Below are 16533 nucleotides of genomic sequence, written 5' to 3' on the forward strand. Positions count from 1 at the left end.
CAAAGGATCGAGCGATGGCACGCGCGGCGTGGAGTGACGACGAGGTCGAGGCGGTACGCGACCTGGCGAAGACCTTCTTCGAGAAGGAGGTCGTGCCGCACGAGGAGAAATTCGTCGCCCAGGGGCACCCCGATCGCGCGCTGTACAACCGCGCGGGTGAACTCGGCCTGCTGTGCCCCGCGATCCCGGCCGAATACGGCGGTGGCGGCGGCACCTTCGCGCACGAGGCCGCGATCATCGAGGAGCAGGCCCGCGCGGGCGACGGCTCGATGGGCATCCCCGTGCACAGCTCGATCATCGCGCCGTACCTGTACGAGTTCGGCTCCGAGGAGCTCAAGCGGCGCGTGCTGCCCCGGGCGTCGAGCGGCGAGATGGTGCTGTCCATCGGCATGACCGAGCCCGGCACCGGATCGGATCTGCAGAACATCAAGACCCGCGCGGTGCGGGAAGGCGACGAGTACGTCATCACCGGCTCGAAGATCTTCATCACCAACGGCTGGCTGTGCGACGGCATCATCATCGCCGCCAAGACCGACCCGACCAAGGGCGCGGCCGGTGTCTCGCTGATCTTCGCCGAAGTCGGCGACGACACCCCCGGCTTCAAGCGCGGGCGCATCCTGAACAAGATCGGCGGCAAGGCCCAGGACACCGCCGAGTTGTTCTTCGACGGCCTGCGCGTGCCCGCGTCCAACCTGCTCGGCGCCGCCGAGGGCCAGGGCTTCTACCAGATGATGCAGATGCTCGCGCAGGAGCGCCTGGTCACGGCGATCATCGCGGTCGCCATGATGGAGCAGGCCGTACAACTCACCGTCGACTACACCAAGGGCCGCGAAGCGTTCGGCAAGCCGCTGTTCGCGATGCAGAACACGAGGTTCGAACTCGCCGAGTGCGCGACCATCACCAAGGTCTCCCGCACCTTCCTCGACGACTGCATCGACAAGCACCTGCGCGGCGAACTCGATATTCCCAGCGCTGCCATGGCGAAGTACTGGCTGACCGATCAGCTCGGTATCGTGGTTGACCGCTGCCTGCAACTGTTCGGCGGCTACGGCTACATGACGGAGTATCCGATTTCCCAGCTCTACACCGGCGCCCGCGTCCTGCGCATCCTCGCGGGCAGCAACGAGGTGATGAAGGATCTCATTGCCCGGTCTCTCTGACACCACGAGCGCGACCGCCGACGGTGGCGCCGATCCGGCGCTACCGCGCCGCCGCAGGCTCGAACCCGACGAGCGGCGCGCGCAGATCCTGGCCTGTGCGATCGACATGTTCGGCGAACGGCCGTACGCGGCCGTCTCCACCGCCGAGCTGGCGCAGCGGGCGGGCGTGGCCCGCGGTCTGATCAACCACTATTTCGGCAACAAGCGGGATCTCTACCTCGCGGTGGTGCGGCGCATGGTGACGCTGCCCAGGCTCGACGACATGGTCGTGCCGACCGGCAGCTGGCGCGAGCGGGTCGATGCCAGTGTGCGCTGGCTGCTGGACACCATCGCCGAACACGGCAGCACCTGGGTGAAGGTGACCAGCCACGAAGGGGTCGGTGACGATCCCGAGGTGCAGCAGATCCTCGACGCGGCCGACGACGCGGCGGCCGAACGCCTGCTGTTGATGGTCGGCCTGGCACATTCGGCACACGACGCCGAATTGCGCGCGATGGTGCGCGCCTACGGCGGGCTGGTGAAGGTCGCGGGCCGGGAATGGATCACGCGCGGCACGCTCACCCGCGAGCAGGTGCACGACCTGCTGTGCGACATGTTGCTGACGCTGGTCACCGAATCGCTGCCCAAGGTCGACCGCAGGCAGTGACTCGGCGTCGCCGGATCACCGGTCGCCGCTGTAGCGAATCGGTCGCAGGGCGCCCGGCCCGTGCCCCCGGCGCCCGTGCTTCAGTTCGATCGTCTGTTCCCGGTGATGTTCGACGAGCAGCGCGCCGACACCGGTGATCCACAGCGCGGCCGTCACGACCACGCCGACGCCCGCCCGGACGGTGAATCCGTATCCGGCTGCGGTCAGCGTGCAGGCCAGCGCGGCGACGCCGAGAGCGCACAACACGATGCCCGGCAGGTTGAAGTTGTCGTCGAGCAAATCTCCGGCCCTGGCATGCCAATGGGGGGTATCCCGGCCGCTCGACGTCGTCTTATCGGACATGGATCCTCCTGGGGAAAGACCGCTGTCAGGTGGGTCGCCTGTCGACCAGCATGCGCCTCGGCTAACAGATTCACGAGAGTTGCGACGCGTTTGTTATTACGGCCCGATCACAAAAATCGGACGTTTCGAATCAACTTTTCGCCACGCGCGCCCTATTCTGTGTCGGTATATCGGGGCGGGTCCGGGCAGTCCGAGGTTCCTGCGCGGTGTGTTGGTGTGGAGAGGGAACCTGAATGACACGGGCAGAACGGCGTGATACGGATCGCTGGCCGCAGGCGCAGCCGGAGGATCGCTGGTCGGAGCCGGAGCCCGACGGCCGCTGGGAGGACGACGAGGACGAGCGCTGGCCCGAGCAGCCGCCGAGCCGCCGCCGCGCGGGGCGACTGCGGGTGGAGATCCCGCCGATCGTCAATCCGTACGCGATCGTGGCGCTGGTGGCGGCGCTGCTGGGACTGTTCCCGGTCGCCATCGTGTTCGGCTTCATCGCGTTCAGCCACCCGCGCGGCCGGGTCATGGCGATGTTCGCGCTGCTGCTCGGCGTCGCCGAGATCACCGCGGTGGCCGGGTTCGTCCTGCTGACGGGCAACTGGCTGCCGGACGGCATCAACCGCCAGTCCGTGATCGCGCCCACGCCCGTCGCATCGGTGCCGACGACCGTCGAGCGGCCGGTGGCTACGACAACGGCGGCAGCGCCGAGCCCCGCGGTCACCACCACCCCCTCGGCGCTCCATGGTCCGGTCACGAAAGGTTCGTCGTGCACCGAGGCGCAGCTCGGCCAGATCGGCAGCGCCGCCGACGGTGGCACCCTGATCTGCCTCACCACCTCCGGCGGCTACCAGTGGGCGGGCCCGCACGTCGTCGCGACCGCAGTGCAGCAGGCGGGTTCGAAATGCGACGCCTCCGGTGCGAAGACCGGACGCACCGCGGACGGCCGAGCCCTGGTGTGCGAGCTCAGCGGCCGCGGCGGCACCTGGGTGCTGTGGACCGAATAGCGCTTCGCTATTCGGCCTTCTTGGCGCGGCTCGGTTGCACCCTGGGCGGTTCGTTGGGCATCTTCGGGTATTGCGGAGGCCACGGTGCGTCCATGAGACCGGCAGCCATATCCCGTTCGGACATCTCCAGCAGCGGGGCTATGGACTGGGGGGCGCGGTCGGCCCACGGGTCGCCGGATTCGGCGTAGCGGGCGGGCACGGTCGCGATCGTCAGCTCGTCGGGTACCACCGAATCCAGATCGGACCAGCTGATCGGCGTCGACACCTGCGCGCCGGCCTTCGGTCGCACACACCAGGCGCCGAAAACCGTTTTGTGTGGCGCGTTCTGATTGAAATCGATGAAGACGCGGTTTCCGCGTTCTTCCTTCCACCACTGCGCGGTGATGTCCTCCGGATACCGCCGCTCCAATTCCCGGGCCAGGGCCACCGCGGCGGCCCGCACCTGATAACCGTCCCATTTCGATTCCAGCGCCGAGTAGAGATGCAAGCCGCGTGACCCGGAGGTCTTGATCCGGGATTCGACGCCGAATTCGGCCAGCAGATCCCTGGTGCGGATCGCGGCATGCCGCAGATCGGCGAAGGTTGTGCCCGGCGACGGATCGAGGTCGATGCGCAGCTCGTCGGCGATCTCCAGATTGTCCGCGCGGTTGGGCCAGACGTGGAACCCGAGGCACCCTTGGTTCACCGCCCACAGGATATGGGCCAGATCGTGCGCGACCAGGGCGTCGCTGGTGGTGCCGTTCGGCGTGGACACCTCCACGGTGTGCAGCCAGTCCGGGGCGGACTTCGGCACCCGTTTCTGAAACCAGGATTTGCCGGATGCCCCATCCGGATACCGCTCCAGCAGCAGCGGTCGCCCGCCCACCACATTCAGGAACGGTTCGGCGATCGCCTGGTAGTACCGCACCAGATCGAGTTTCGTCTCGCCGCGCTCGGTGAAATAGATCTTGCCCGGATTGCTGATCGTGACGGTCCGGCCGTCGGTCTCGATGTCGACGGACTCGGTCATCGCGCCGCGCCTTCGCCGAACAGCGTGCTCAGTTCCGCGGGCGCGACTTCGTCGAGCTGCGCGTAGGTGCACGACTGCGGGGTCCGGTCGGCCCGGAACCGCACCAGCCTGCCACCGTGGCGCAGTCGTCCCGACTGCACGTGCTCGTAGCGCACCTCGGCGACCAGCTCCGGCCGCAGCGCCTCCCAGGACAGATCCTTGCCGCCGGTCCAGCGGCTGACGCCACCGGGCATCTTGCCGTCCGCGGCGGCCTGCGCCGCGGCGTCGGCCCAGTCCCGCCACGGGTGGTGGTCCAGCGCGTTCTCGCGCAGCGGTGCGAGCTCCCCGACCAGTTCCGCGCGCCGCGCCGCGGTGAAGCTGCTGGCCACGCCGACGTGATGCAGATGGCCCTCGTCGTCGAAGAGACCGAGCAGCAGCGAACCGACCCCGGCTCCGTCCTTGTGCCACCGGAAGCCCGCCACCACGCAGTCGGCGGTGCGCTCGTGTTTGACCTTCAGCATGACCCGCTTGTCCTGGAGATAGGCGAGGTCGTCGGACTTGACCATCACGCCGTCGAATCCGGCGCCCTCGAAACGGGTGAACCAGTCCTCGGCGACGTCGGGATCGTGGGTGAGTGGGGTCAGGTGCACGCGCGCGAGCGCGGTGTCCAGGATCGTCTCCAGCAGCCGCCTGCGTTCGATGAACGGCTCTCCGGTCAAATCTTCGTCGCCGAGGGCGAGCAGGTCGAAGGCCACGAAACTGGCCGGCGTCTCCGCGGCCAGCTTGGCGACCCGGGACGCGGCCGGATGCAGGCGATTCTGCAAGGTGTCGAAATCCAGACCCTGTTCGGTGACCACGACGATCTCGCCGTCCACCACGCAGCGCTCGGGCAGCGCCTGCTTCAGCAACTCGGCGACCTCGGGAAAATACCTGGTCAAGGGCCGGTCGTTGCGTGAGCCGAGTTCCACTTCGGCGCCGTCGCGGAACACGATGCAGCGGAAACCGTCCCACTTGGGTTCGTAGCTCAGGCCCGGCTCGCGGGGCACCGCGGGCGCGGATTTGGCCAGCATCGGCCGCACTGGCGGCAGCACCGGTAGGTCCACGCGATCCTCCTCGGGTTCGATCCTCACCCATACCGACGGCGCGCGCGAAGCGAACTCATCGGTATGCGGCCGCGCTTTCGGCTCGATCGTAGGCGGCCGCCCCGACAGTCTCGTGGAACCCGCCGCTCAGTTCTCCAGCCAGCCGTGCTGGTCGGCGAACGCGGTCAGCCGGTCGCGAATGGTGAGGATCTCGCCGGCGGTGAGCGCGGGGCTGGCGTCCAAGAGCAATTCGGTGATCAGGCGCTTGTGCTCGGCGACGGTGAGCTGTCCCGAACCCGGCCTGTCCTTGCCCTTGTGCCGCGCCGGCGGCGCGGACGACCCGCCGACCACGGTCAAATTCACCGCCTTGGGTCCGCGGTCGCCCTCGGTGACCTCGAATTCGAACACCCGCCCCTGCCGCAACTCGTCCTCGTCCAGTCCGATGTCGTTGACGTGGACGAACACATCGGGCCCACCGTCCTCCGGCCGAATGAAACCGAATCCCCGAGAGCTGTCGAACGACACCAATTTCCCGATGGACACCAACACCCGCTCCTCGTCGCCGTCGCTACCCGGCAACTTTAACGCGCCTTTTCGCCGTCGTCGGAGGAAAGCGCCTTTTGCAACGAATGGAAAACGGTCAGTCCCTGACCGACCATTCCGTTCACCAGTTCGCTCACTCCGTCCGGTCCGTTCAGCACGGTGAGATTCGCGCTCGCCAGCCCGCTCGACGCCTGCCGCACGATTTCCGGAAGTTGTTCGATCAACAACTGATCCAGCGCGATCCGGTTGTTCGACGCGGCCGCCTCGGCCTGGATCCGGGTCCGGTCGGCCTCCGCCTCGGCCAGGATGCGCACGCGATCCGCCTCCGCCTGAGCCGGTTTGACGACCTCGGCCTGCAACTGCTGCTCGCGCAGCTCGGCCTCCTTGCGCGCCTGCTCGGCCTGGGCGGTGAGCACCTCCTGCAACGCCATCGCCTCGGCGAGCGGGCCCGCCTGCGCCGCCTCGGCGTTGGCCTTGTCGATATCGCGCTGGTATTGCGCACGCAGGATCGCCGTCTCGCGCTGATATTCCGCCTGCCTGCGCTGGGATTCCTGTTCGGCCTGCGCCGCCGCCTGCGCGGCCTGCGATTGCGCGATCTGCGCGTCGCGCTGCACGGCGGCATTGTGCGGCGCGGCGAGCGCGGCGATATAGCCGAGGTTGCCGTCATCGATGGACTGGATCTGGAAGGAGTCGACCCAGAGGCCGATATTGCTCATCTCGACTTTCGACGCGACGAGCACTTCGTCGGCCAGTTTCTGGCGCTCCCGGATGATCTCCTCGACCGTCATCGAGCCGACGATCGAACGCAGGTGCCCGGAGAAGATGCGTCCGGTCAGCACCGACATCTCCCGCTCCTGCTCGGAGAGGAACCGCTGGGCGGCGTTCACGATGGACTGGGTGTCGTTGGCCACCTTGAACGCGATCACCGCGCGCACGTCGAGCTGGATCGCCTGCTTGGTGACGCACCGCTCCTTGATTTCGGATTCGAACATCGCCAGCGACAGATAGCGCACCTTGCGGAACAGCGGAATCACCCAGGCGCCGCGCCCGATGATCACCTTGAACGGCGCGTTGTCCCGGCTCTTGCCGCCGCTGACCAGCATCGCTTCGTCCGGGTCCGGTACGTGGTAGCCCAGCACGTCTGTCTCCCTTACTGTTTCAGGTTTCTCCGGCCGGGTCCGGGGTGAGCGGAATCCACGGGACGACGTCGACGACGCGCCCCGGATGGACCGCGATGACCAGCACGGCCGCACCGGCCGGAATCGGCTCGGTGGACTGTGCGATGTACAGCTCGGTTCCCCCGCGAATCGCGACCAGGACCTCGCTCAGCGTCCCGGCACCTCGGATCGGCGATGTGAGCGTACCCGTCAAACCCACCACGGGGTCGGTCATCCCGCGATCTCCTTCTTCCGGCTCCCGGACCGTCACCTTACGTCTCGCCCAGCGCTTTTCGATATCGGCCGCGGCGGAAGGCCGCGACGGCGCGGGTATGTTTCTTGCATGGCAGGTCGGCTGGCGCTGGTGGTGGGGTCGGAATGCGCGGCGCTGGGGAAACTGGGTTTCACCGAAGAACTCGCCCAGGGGCTGTACGGCAGCCTGACCGCAGCGGGCGGCTGGCGGCCTGCGCTCGATCTCGACGGGCCGGTGCTCAATCCGACTGTGGCGCAGATGATCAGCGCGATCGACGCCGCGTTCGCGGCGGCCTCCCAACGGCAGGCCACCCTGCTGCTCGGCTTCATCGGGCACGGCGTCGCGACGACCGCCGAGGACTTCTACCTGCTCGGCCACGATTCTCCCGCGGACCCCACCTCGCACAACGCCTTTCACATGACGCAGGAGATCCGCGAGCGGCTCGACCGCGCCGCGCTGGACGGGCTGGTGCTGCTCGTCGACGCCTGCGAGGCCGGACAAGGCGTGCAGGGGGCCGCGCGCCGCTGGACCGATCTGCTGGCGCAGTCGGGCGGGAGGATGGAGCTGCTGGTCGCCTCGGGTGACGGTCCCGCATATTCCGGGTGCTTCACCCGCACCATGCTCGCCACCTTCGATCTCGGCCTGCCGCTGCGCGGCGAGAACCTGCTGCCCTCGGACCTGGTCGATCCGATCGCCGTGCAGTGCACCCACCAGCAGCCGCAGCATCTGTCCTTCAGCTCCGGCGCGGTGTCCACCACGCAGGGTGTCGACCCCGGGCTGTGGCTGGTGCCGAACACCGCGCGTCATCGTGACGCGGTGAGCGGGCGTTCCGCGGCCGGGTTCGTCGACCAGCTCACCCGGAGCCTGTTGCTGACGCCCGACGTCCGCGAGCGGCTGGACGCGATCGTCGATGCGGGCAGCCACCGGCTGCGGGCGGTGCTGGGGCCCGCGGGCGTGGGTAAGTCCACGCTGCTGGCCATGCTGATCCGGCCCAGCCTGGTCGACGGACTCGCCGTCACCCCCGACTACATCACCGCCGCGGTGTTCCTGACGGTGAACAGCTCGGTCGAGTCGGTCGCCGCGGAGCTGGCCGCGCAGCTCGACGCGCGCCTGCCCGGCTTCCCGGAAGCGGCGCGCGCGGCGCGGGCGCATCGGCCCCGCGACGAGTTCGACATCTTCGACATCCTGGTCCGCCGCCCGCTGGCGCGCCTGTCCACGGCCGGGCGCCGGGTCACCCTGGTGTTCGACGGACTCAATCAGCCGCAGGAGGGCACCAGGCGGTTGCTGGTGGCCGCGATCGCCGATCTGACCTGCCGCGAAGATCTCCGGCACGTGCGGGTGATCGTCGGCATCCGGCCCGGGACCGGCGTCGAGGACGACTCGGGGCTGGCGCACATGCACCGCATCGATGTCGCCGAACCGGCGGCCGACGACATCGCCGCCGTGGTGGACTCGGCCCGCGGAACGGCGCCGGTCGGCCCGGTGGACTGGATCGGCTGGATCCAACGGTTGCTGGCCGAGACGCCGACGGACGAGAGCGGTTCGCGCGTGGTCTCCGGCGGCTGGCTGGTGGCGCGCATCCTGCTGGAGGTCGCCTCCGGGTTGACCGACGGCGCGGTCGCGTCCGGGATCGGTCTGGACCGGGTCATCGCGCTGCGGGTGGAGACCGCGCTGCGCGGGGTCGACCCGGCAACCGCGAGTGACACGGCGGCTCTGCTCGGGCTCCTGGTCGCGGCGGGTGTCGGCCCGGTGCTGCCGCTGGAGTTGCTGGACTCGGCGCTGTTGTCGCTCGGCGTCGACCTGAGCGCCGCCCGGGTCCGCGATATCGCGGTGAATCTCGGCGCGTTGGTCACCCGTAGTCATCCCGGTACCGTTCGCGAGTCGCTCGGCGTGACCCACAGTGCGTTCCTGCCCGCGCTGGGCGTGGAATGCCGCCGTCTCGGCGTGCGCATCGCGGACGCCCACCGCGCCTTGATCGCGGCGATCCAGGCCGACGACACCGACCGGGCCGCCGACTACGCGCGGGGTGCGGCCATGCGTCACTGCCTGGCCTACGGCGACTCCGCCTTGGCGATCGACTTCCTGATGAAGCTGGAAACCGGCAGGTCGGCCGACGATCGCGACCTATGGGCCGCGTGGGCGCCGGACTTCGTCGAGGCCCTCGGGCCGGACCATCCCGATACCTTCACCACGCGCCGGCGGCGGGCCTATCACCGCGCCGAGAGCGGCGACCTGGTCGGCGCCGTCGCCGATTTCGAGCAATTGCTCGCCGACCGGCTGCGCGTATTCGGAGCCGACGACCCGGCCACCTTGGACACCCGCGACAGCCTGGCCAGCTACCGCGCCCGCTGTGGCGACTACTCCGGCGCGGGCGCGGAATTCGAGCAGCTGCTCATCGACCAGCTGCGCCTGCTCGGCCCCGATCATCCCGAAACCCTGCGCACCAGGAACAATCTCGCGTCCAACCGTGGCGACGTCGGCGATTTCGCCGGGGCGATCACCCGATTCGAACAGCTGCGCACCGACCGCGCCCGAGTGCTGGGCGCCGACCATCCGGATACCCTGCGCACCCGCAACAGCCTGGCGTACTGGCGGGCCGACAGCGGCGATCTCGCCGGCGCCCGCGCCGAATTCGAGCAACTGGTGGCGGACTATCTGCGCGTCTTCGGCGCCGACCATCCCAACACACTCGGCGCGCGCAACAACCTCGCGGCGTTCCGCGCGCGCAGCGGTGATCTGGCCGGGGCAGGCGCGGAATTCGCTCGCCTGCTCGACGACCGCCTGCGGGTGCTCGGCCCGGACCATCCCGACACGCTGCTCACCCGCGGCCGGTTGGCCGGATACCGCGCCGACAGCGGCGACCTCGAGGGCGCGATCACCGACTGGGAGAAACTGCTCGGCGACCGGTTGCGGGTGCTCGGCCCGGATCATCCCGATACCTTCGCCACCCGCAACGAACTCGCGGGTTGCCGCGCCCGGCACGGCGACCTCACCCGCGCGGTCGCGGAACTGGAAGTCCTGCTGGTCGCGGAGTTGCGTGCGCTGGGCCCCAATCATGCCGCCACTGTCCGGACCAAGAACACTCTGGCGTACTGGCGGGGCCAGGCCGGGGACTGACCGCCCGGCCGCGGGTGGTGCGAGTCAGGAACGGTAGAGCGAGCGATACACGGTGAGCATCGCGAGGCAGTGCTCGATGATCTGCTCGCGAGTGGCGCGCAGCGAGCCGTTCAGCCACGCCGAGAACATGCCCGCGTTCCCGCTGGCCATGGTCACGGCCGCCAGTCTGCGCTTGACCGGGTCGTCGATGTGGCCGAACAGATGGTCCTGCATGATCCGGGTGAAGACCGGCATCACCGCGAAGGTGGTCTGTCCGAGTCCGGTGCTGGAATACGGCTCGACCAGGAACAGCCGCGATTTGCGCGGGTCGGCGAGCACTTTGTCCACCAGGATCTCCGAGAGCGCGCGGTCGCGGGACGGGTCGTCGGTGGCCGCGAAGGCCGTCATGGGTTCCAGGAATTCGTCGGCGACCTGGCGGTAGAGCACGTCCAGTAACTCGTCGCGGCTGGCGAAGCTCTCGTAGAAGTAACGGTCGGTGAGGTTGGCCTTGCGGCACACCGCCCGCATGGTGACCCCGCCGGCGCCCGACTCCCCGATCAGGTCGAGCGCCGCTTCCAGCAGCGTCGCCCGCCGCGTCTCCCTGCGCTCGGTGAGCGTCGTCCCACCCCAGATCCGCGGGCCCCCGTCGTCGTCTGCTTCCTGACCTGTCTGCACGGCCCCACGATAATGCCTGGCGGCGGGCCCCGACTCCGCCCGCTCCGGCCTGCCCTCCGTGGTCTCGCCGAACGCCGGCGGCTACCGCGGTCCGGTCGCCCCTTTGCTGTCGAGCCTTCCCGCCGAGCCCGGTGACCTGACGGCGCACCCCGGAGGTCAGCCTCGTTCCAGCGGCAGTCCCGCATCACGCCAGGCCACAACGCCCCCGGCCAGGCTGGCGGCGTCGTATCCGGCTCGGCGGGCCCGTGCGGCGAACCGCACCGACAGCTCCCCGACAGGGCAGACGAAGACGACGGGGCGCGAGCGCGGGAACGGGATGCCCTGGCCGAACATGTCGTCGAGCTGGTCGTCGCGAATGTTCAACGCACCCGGCACATGCCCGATCCGGTAGGCCATCGCGCCACGACTGTCCACGATGGTCGGCCTGCCGGTCCGGTCCAGCTCGTCGAGTTGCTCGGGCGACAGGCGTGGCACCGCGGCCAGCTCGGCCTCGGTCGGCGCCGCGTCGCGCTCGGCGCGGCCGAACAGTTCCGGTCGGCGCTTCTTGATGTAGGACAGGTACGGCTCGAGCCGATCGCAGACGATGAACACCGCGACGATCGGGTCGTGCGGATCGATCGCGGACAGATCCAGCGCGCCGAGCGTCTCCAGCGCGGCGGCATAGCCCGCGCCGCTGGTCGGCCCGGCCAGCACGCCGTACCCGGTGGCCAGGCGCAGCGTCGCGTCCACGGCGTCGCCGGCCGACACGGTGACGATCCGGTCGTAGAAGTCGGGCTGGAACAGCCCCACATCCCACATCTCGGTCTCCGACCGGATGCCGGGAACGAAGTCCGACCGCTCCGAAACCACGGCGACAGTGCGCAATTCGGGATTGTGCTTGCGCAGGTAGGTGGCGGTCCCCCTGGTGGAGCCGGTGGTGCCGAGCCCGCCGATCAGATAGTCGATCCTGGTGATGCCGTCGGCGGTCAGATCCTCGTGGATTTCGCGTCCGGTGCCGTGGTGGTGGGCCTCGATGTTCTTCTCGTTGGTGTACTGCGACAGGTGACGGTACGCGCCGGGCTGTTGCGCCATGGTCGCCTCGATCACCGAGTAGACGTCGTTCGGCGTGGTCGGGTCGGGGCACTCGGACAGTCCCGGCAGCTCGACGATCTCGGTTCCGAACAGATGCAGCAGATCACGGACTTCGCTCACCTTGATCCGGTTGGTCACCGCCCGCAGGTCGATGCCGTACACCGCGCCGAGCACACGCAGCGCTTTGGCGGTGTTCCCGCTGGACGCCTCGATGAGCGTCTGCCCGCCCGCGCGGATCTGCGCCAGATCGTCGCGCAGCATCGCCCAGGCCACCCGGTCCTTGACCGAGCCGAACGGGTTGTGCGACTCCAGTTTCGCGTACAGCTCGACGTTCGGCAGTCCGTGCACCGCGGGGTCGAGGCGAAGCAGCGGCGTGTTGCCGATGAGTTCGGTGATGTGGTCGTATCGCATTCAGGGGGCCTCGACGGATCGGACCGGGCTGGTGGCGGGGTGGGCGGCGTGCGGCGCGATATGACGCGCCTGTGCCGACGCGACGGGGAAGTCGGGTTCGTATTCGGCGTCGGGAACGACGCGGAACCCGTCGGGTCCGCGGGTGACCACGAACTTCGCCGGGAGCGGATGCAGGGAGGCCGTCGCCGCGGACAGGTCCATGTGGTAGGCGGCGGTGTTGGGGAACACCACCGTATCCCCCGGCCGCGGCCTGGTGGGCAGCCACACCTTGTGATTGGTGATCAGGTCTCGTTCCAGGCACAGCCGTCCGGCGAGGTAGACGCCGACCGGGCCGGTCGAGCGGTCGTCTCCCGCGGCCGCGCGGGGCAGCAGGATCGGGTCGACCATGACCTCCTGATCGGCGGGCGTCACCGCGTCGCGGCTGAGGTCGAGGTGCACCAGCACGCTGCCGTCGGCGACTTCCTTGACGAATTCGACCGTGGCCATCGTGATGCCAGCGTGGTCGACCAGCGCCTTGCCCGGCTCCAGCCACAGCTCCAGCAGATTGTCGCTCGTCACCTGCGCTACCGTGCGTCCGCCGTGCCGCTCCAGCGGGGCGTCGAGCAGATCGGCGAGCATGCGGTCGGCGGGGACGGTGTTGGCGTACTTGTGGAACACCGGTGTGCCGTGCACGGCGCCGCCCGCGACGTGATAGCCGAAGGTGTTGCTGCCCCAGGTCATCGGTTCCCCCCGGCCCAGCAGAGATTCGCGCAGCGCGAGCACATAGGCGTCGAATCGTTCGGCGTCGGCCGTGAACACCTGCCGGAATCCGCCGCCGATGTCGAGCACCGACGGGGTGAGCCCGCGCTCGTAGGCTTGCTCGATCAGCCGCAGGCAGGCGTCGATCGCCCGGACGCGCTCACCGACGTCACCGGAGTCGAGGTGGAAGGCGAACCCGAGGAACGCGATGCGTCCGCGCTGTGCCGAGAGCAGATCGAAGGCCCGCCCGACGTGTGCGAGCGGCACCCCGAACCGGCTCACCTGCCCCGCGTCGAAACCGGAAAGACGTAGCAGCACAGGCACTTCCGTGTTATCACTGGCCAGTTCTGCGATGCGGCCCAGTTCCCACAGGTTGTCCACGTTGATCGTCACCCCACGGTCGACGAGGTCGCGCAGGAAAGCTTCGCCTTTCGGGCCGGTGACCTCGATGCGTGGCGGACCGAATCCGGCGGCGAGCGCGCCGGCCAATTCGTGCGGTGAGGCGACGTCGATGGCGATGCCCTCGCGGGCGGCGGTGCGAACGAACGCGCGAGACTGATTCACCTTGTGCGCGTAGCAGATACGGTGCCCGGGAAGCCGTCGCTCCAGCACCGCGCGCAGGCGCAGCAGGTTCTCCGAGTAGACCTGCGGGAACACCAGATGCGCCGGGGATCCCGAGCGCGCCGGCATCTCCGTCGCCAGGCCGGGAGTGTCGAGGAAGGCGCGGACCGTCGGATGCATCTTCGCGGGCAGCGCAGGCGGCCACAGCGTCATACGGCGGCTTCCGACGGCTCGGTGACCCGCGCTCGGGTCGCGTCGTCGGGGCGTTGCGCGGTCGGGTTGTAGCCGCCGTCCCGGATCGCCTCGAATGCCCTTGCCCGGTTGCGCGGACTGCGGAACTCGGCCACCACCCGCTTGCTGTCCAGGTCGATGTCGACCACGCGGATGTCCATCGACTCCAGCACTCCGCCGATCGTGCGGACACAGTGCTTGCAGGTCATGTCCGGCACGTAGAACACCTGGTCTTCGGCGGTAGCCGCGCGGTCGGCGGTCGCCTCGTCGAGTTCGGCGCTCACCTCGGCGATCGCGCAGCGGCCCACGATCTCGGTGAAGGTCGCGACGAACCGGTCGACCAGCAGCGGCAGGATGCTGAAATGCCCGCTGTCGAGCTGGTGCGGTGTAGCCGCGGGGCAGGCGGGATGGCTGCCCTCGGGCAGCAGCGCGTACTGCCGGGAGATCAAATCGAGGTCGTCGTGGTATTTGGCGATCGCCTCGGCGACCGTGAGACCTTCGGCCGTGGTGGCGCGCTCCATCACGGTGTGCGCGTCGGCGATGGTGGCGTCCTTCATCGCGCGCAGGGTGGCCACCGTCTCGGCCGAGTAGCGCAGGGCGCCGTCGGGCTGCGCGACGAGAGTCACCGGGATCATGCCCCGCCGATACGTCGAGGCCTGCAACTCCCAGAACCATCGCGTGGCCACCGCGGCGAAGATCCCGGACGCGCGCAGCGCTTCGGCGAAGGCGGCGGCATCGTGGTAAGGGGTCTGACCGGCCAGCAGGGCGTGCTGGGCCAGCACGCGTCCCGCCGCCTCGATGCCGACCCGGAAGATGTCGCGCGGATCGTGGTCGGTGGTCGTGCCCGCCAGAATGGCGTGTTCGTCCGGTCCGAGTGCCGCGACCCGCGCGGCGAAGGCGGGATCGCTGTCCAGCTGGTGCCACAGCGCCAGGACGGTCTCGCGCATCGCGATCGGCACCACCGGGCCCAGGCCGTCGGCGCGGAAGTGCCCGGTATTCGGGATGCCGTCGCTGTCGGTCCACGCGATCCGGTGTGTCGCGCTGGTCACCTGGTCCGCGCGGCACGGGCGCATGAAACGCTCCAGATACAGCCGCTGCGAGTAGGTGAGATGGCTGTCCGGCTCCGGACGCACTGCGACGCAGGTGAATTCGAAGCGGCGATGCGGGGAATCGCGAACCGGTTCGGTGAACAGCCCCGGCTGCGCCAAGTCGGCCAGCACCCTGGACGCGGCCCGCCGGTCGTAGCGGGGGATGTCGTTACTCACGTGACCTCCTCGGCGATGGTTCGCACGCATGCGACGAATCGGTCGATCTCGTCGGGCGTGTTGTAGATGTGCGTGCTGACCCGCACCGAGCCCGCGCCACCGGAATCGGCGGGGACGCAGTGCGCGCCGGTGCGGACCAGGAAACCCAGTTCGCCGAGGACGAATCCCGCGTCGGTGGCCGAGATCCCGTCCAGGGTGAAGGAGAGGATTCCGTAGCCCACCTCGCATGCCGCGTGCGCCGGGCCGGGTAGGAACTCCAGGCCGCGGACCGGCCGCAGCCCGTCGATCAGGCGCAGGGTCAGGGCGCGGTTGTGCGCGGCGACGACGTCGAGGCCGATCGATTCCAGCACCTCAATGGCACTGCCGAGAGCCAGGATGCCGGGGATATCGGGCGTGCCGCCTTCCAGCAGCGCGGGCATCGGCCCCGCCCGCAGTCCGTCCGGCTCCGGCCCGACGCCGGAATTGCCGCCGGGCAGGAACGGGACCAATCGGTCGTGCACGCGTCTGCGGCAGTACAGGATGCCGGTGCCAGGGGCGCCGAACATCTTGTGCGCGGCGAAGATCGCGAAATCCGCGCCGAGCGCGGTCACGTCGACCGGGAGATGCCCGCCGCTCTGCGAGCAGTCGAAGCACAGCAGAATGGCGGGGTCGATACGGCCGCGCAGTTCCTCCAGGGTGCTGAGGCCGCCGAAGACATGATGCAGGTGCCCGGTCGTGATCAGCCGGGTACGCGGGGTGATCTTGGCCAGGATGTCGTCGGTGTCCGCCTCGCCGGCGGCGGTCACCCGGTAGGGGATCAGATCGATGCGGCGGCCGAACCGGGTGAGCAGTCCGCGCAGATGCTGCCACGGATAGACGTTCGACGCGTGATCGCTCGCGTTGTACAGGATCTCGTCGCCGTCGGCGAGCGCCGTCAGGCCCCACGACAGCGCGACGGCGTTGAGCGCCGCGGTGGCGCCCGCGGTGAAGACCACCTCGTCGGGGTGCTCGGCGCCGAGGAACGCGGCGGTGCGTTCCCGGATCCGGGCGATCCGCGCGGTGAGGCCGGTGGCCCAGGGGTAGGTGCCGCGCCCGACGTTGGCCGTGCCGTTGCTGTGATACCGGTGGATGGTCTCGATCACGGGCAGCGGCTTCTGAGTGGTGGCGGCGCTGTCCAGAAAGACCTCGGAGGCGCGGGCCAGGGCCGGGAACATCGACCGCACGGCGGCCGGGGCGAACCGGGGAGGCTCTTCCGTCCGCGTCACCCGCGATCTCGGGGCAGGGGACCGCAACGTGACGCTCCCTTCACCGGTAACTCGGACGTCACCCACGATACGCATTTT

The 16533-nt window shown here is 69.2% G+C and carries 15 protein-coding genes; 4 read left to right on the top strand and 11 right to left on the bottom strand.

Going from position 1 to position 16533, the window contains the following annotated elements; translation table 11 throughout:
* Positions 1 to 14 precede the first annotated feature (14 nt).
* Positions 15 to 1160, top strand: a complete 1146-nt coding sequence (locus tag NNI01S_RS11170) for an acyl-CoA dehydrogenase family protein (RefSeq protein ID WP_063019974.1) — start codon at positions 15 to 17, stop codon at positions 1158 to 1160.
* The gene (locus NNI01S_RS11175; RefSeq protein ID WP_063019975.1) at positions 1144 to 1806 is read left to right on the top strand and encodes a TetR/AcrR family transcriptional regulator; all 663 of its coding nucleotides are present in this window, start codon (positions 1144 to 1146) and stop codon (positions 1804 to 1806) included. The genes NNI01S_RS11170 and NNI01S_RS11175 overlap by 17 nt, the downstream gene beginning before the upstream one ends.
* 15 nt (positions 1807 to 1821) lie before the next feature.
* On the opposite strand, the gene NNI01S_RS11180 is transcribed toward NNI01S_RS11175, so the two are convergent.
* Positions 1822 to 2148, bottom strand: a complete 327-nt coding sequence (locus NNI01S_RS11180; protein WP_063019976.1) for a hypothetical protein — start codon at positions 2146 to 2148, stop codon at positions 1822 to 1824.
* A 233-nt stretch (positions 2149 to 2381) separates the two neighbouring features.
* Here NNI01S_RS11180 and NNI01S_RS11185 point away from each other — a divergent pair, with 233 nt between their 5' ends.
* Positions 2382 to 3140 (top strand): DUF4190 domain-containing protein, encoded by a 759-nt coding sequence (locus tag NNI01S_RS11185; RefSeq protein ID WP_063019977.1) that lies wholly within the window; start codon positions 2382 to 2384, stop codon positions 3138 to 3140.
* Positions 3141 to 3147: 7 nt separating this feature from the next.
* On the opposite strand, the gene ligD is transcribed toward NNI01S_RS11185, so the two are convergent.
* The 5 genes from ligD to NNI01S_RS11210 form a co-directional block, all read right to left on the bottom strand.
* Positions 3148 to 4149: a non-homologous end-joining DNA ligase gene (gene ligD, locus NNI01S_RS11190; protein WP_063019978.1), complete on the bottom strand. Its 1002-nt coding sequence runs from the start codon at positions 4147 to 4149 to the stop codon at positions 3148 to 3150.
* Entirely contained in the window at positions 4146 to 5231 is a 1086-nt protein-coding gene (locus NNI01S_RS11195; RefSeq protein ID WP_218019182.1) for an ATP-dependent DNA ligase, read from the bottom strand. Before NNI01S_RS11195 ends, ligD begins: the two co-directional genes overlap by 4 nt.
* Before the next feature lie 126 nt (positions 5232 to 5357).
* Positions 5358 to 5759 carry a cold-shock protein gene (locus tag NNI01S_RS11200; RefSeq protein WP_063020110.1) on the bottom strand — a complete coding sequence of 134 codons (402 nt, stop codon included), beginning with the start codon at positions 5757 to 5759 and terminating at the stop codon, positions 5358 to 5360.
* 32 nt (positions 5760 to 5791) lie between these two features.
* The gene (locus tag NNI01S_RS11205; protein ID WP_063019979.1) at positions 5792 to 6892 is read right to left on the bottom strand and encodes an SPFH domain-containing protein; all 1101 of its coding nucleotides are present in this window, start codon (positions 6890 to 6892) and stop codon (positions 5792 to 5794) included.
* A 19-nt stretch (positions 6893 to 6911) separates the two neighbouring features.
* Entirely contained in the window at positions 6912 to 7145 is a 234-nt protein-coding gene (locus NNI01S_RS11210) for an NfeD C-terminal domain-containing protein (protein ID WP_063020111.1), read from the bottom strand.
* A gap of 108 nt (positions 7146 to 7253) precedes the next feature.
* Between NNI01S_RS11210 and NNI01S_RS35685 the strand changes: the two genes are divergently transcribed.
* Positions 7254 to 10280 carry a tetratricopeptide repeat protein gene (locus NNI01S_RS35685; RefSeq protein ID WP_063019980.1) on the top strand — a complete coding sequence of 1009 codons (3027 nt, stop codon included), beginning with the start codon at positions 7254 to 7256 and terminating at the stop codon, positions 10278 to 10280.
* A gap of 24 nt (positions 10281 to 10304) precedes the next feature.
* On the opposite strand, the gene NNI01S_RS11220 is transcribed toward NNI01S_RS35685, so the two are convergent.
* The 5 genes from NNI01S_RS11220 to NNI01S_RS11240 all read right to left on the bottom strand — a co-directional run bounded on the left by NNI01S_RS11220 (position 10305) and on the right by NNI01S_RS11240 (position 16455).
* Positions 10305 to 10934: a TetR/AcrR family transcriptional regulator gene (locus NNI01S_RS11220; protein ID WP_063019981.1), complete on the bottom strand. Its 630-nt coding sequence runs from the start codon at positions 10932 to 10934 to the stop codon at positions 10305 to 10307.
* Positions 10935 to 11090: 156 nt separating this feature from the next.
* Positions 11091 to 12416, bottom strand: coding sequence for a pyridoxal-phosphate dependent enzyme (locus NNI01S_RS11225; protein WP_063019982.1), 1326 nt, complete (start codon positions 12414 to 12416; stop codon positions 11091 to 11093).
* On the bottom strand, positions 12417 to 13928 hold the full coding sequence (locus tag NNI01S_RS11230) for a type III PLP-dependent enzyme domain-containing protein (RefSeq protein WP_084488710.1): 1512 nt from the start codon (positions 13926 to 13928) through the stop codon (positions 12417 to 12419).
* Positions 13925 to 15211 carry a heavy-metal-associated domain-containing protein gene (locus tag NNI01S_RS11235; protein ID WP_063019983.1) on the bottom strand — a complete coding sequence of 429 codons (1287 nt, stop codon included), beginning with the start codon at positions 15209 to 15211 and terminating at the stop codon, positions 13925 to 13927. The genes NNI01S_RS11230 and NNI01S_RS11235 overlap by 4 nt, the downstream gene beginning before the upstream one ends.
* Positions 15208 to 16455, bottom strand: a complete 1248-nt coding sequence (locus NNI01S_RS11240; protein WP_245676069.1) for an aminotransferase class V-fold PLP-dependent enzyme — start codon at positions 16453 to 16455, stop codon at positions 15208 to 15210. The genes NNI01S_RS11235 and NNI01S_RS11240 overlap by 4 nt, the downstream gene beginning before the upstream one ends.
* Positions 16456 to 16533 lie beyond the last annotated feature (78 nt).

It is taken from the genome of Nocardia niwae NBRC 108934 = DSM 45340 (assembly GCF_001613465.1).
Lineage (GTDB): Bacteria > Actinomycetota > Actinomycetes > Mycobacteriales > Mycobacteriaceae > Nocardia > Nocardia niwae.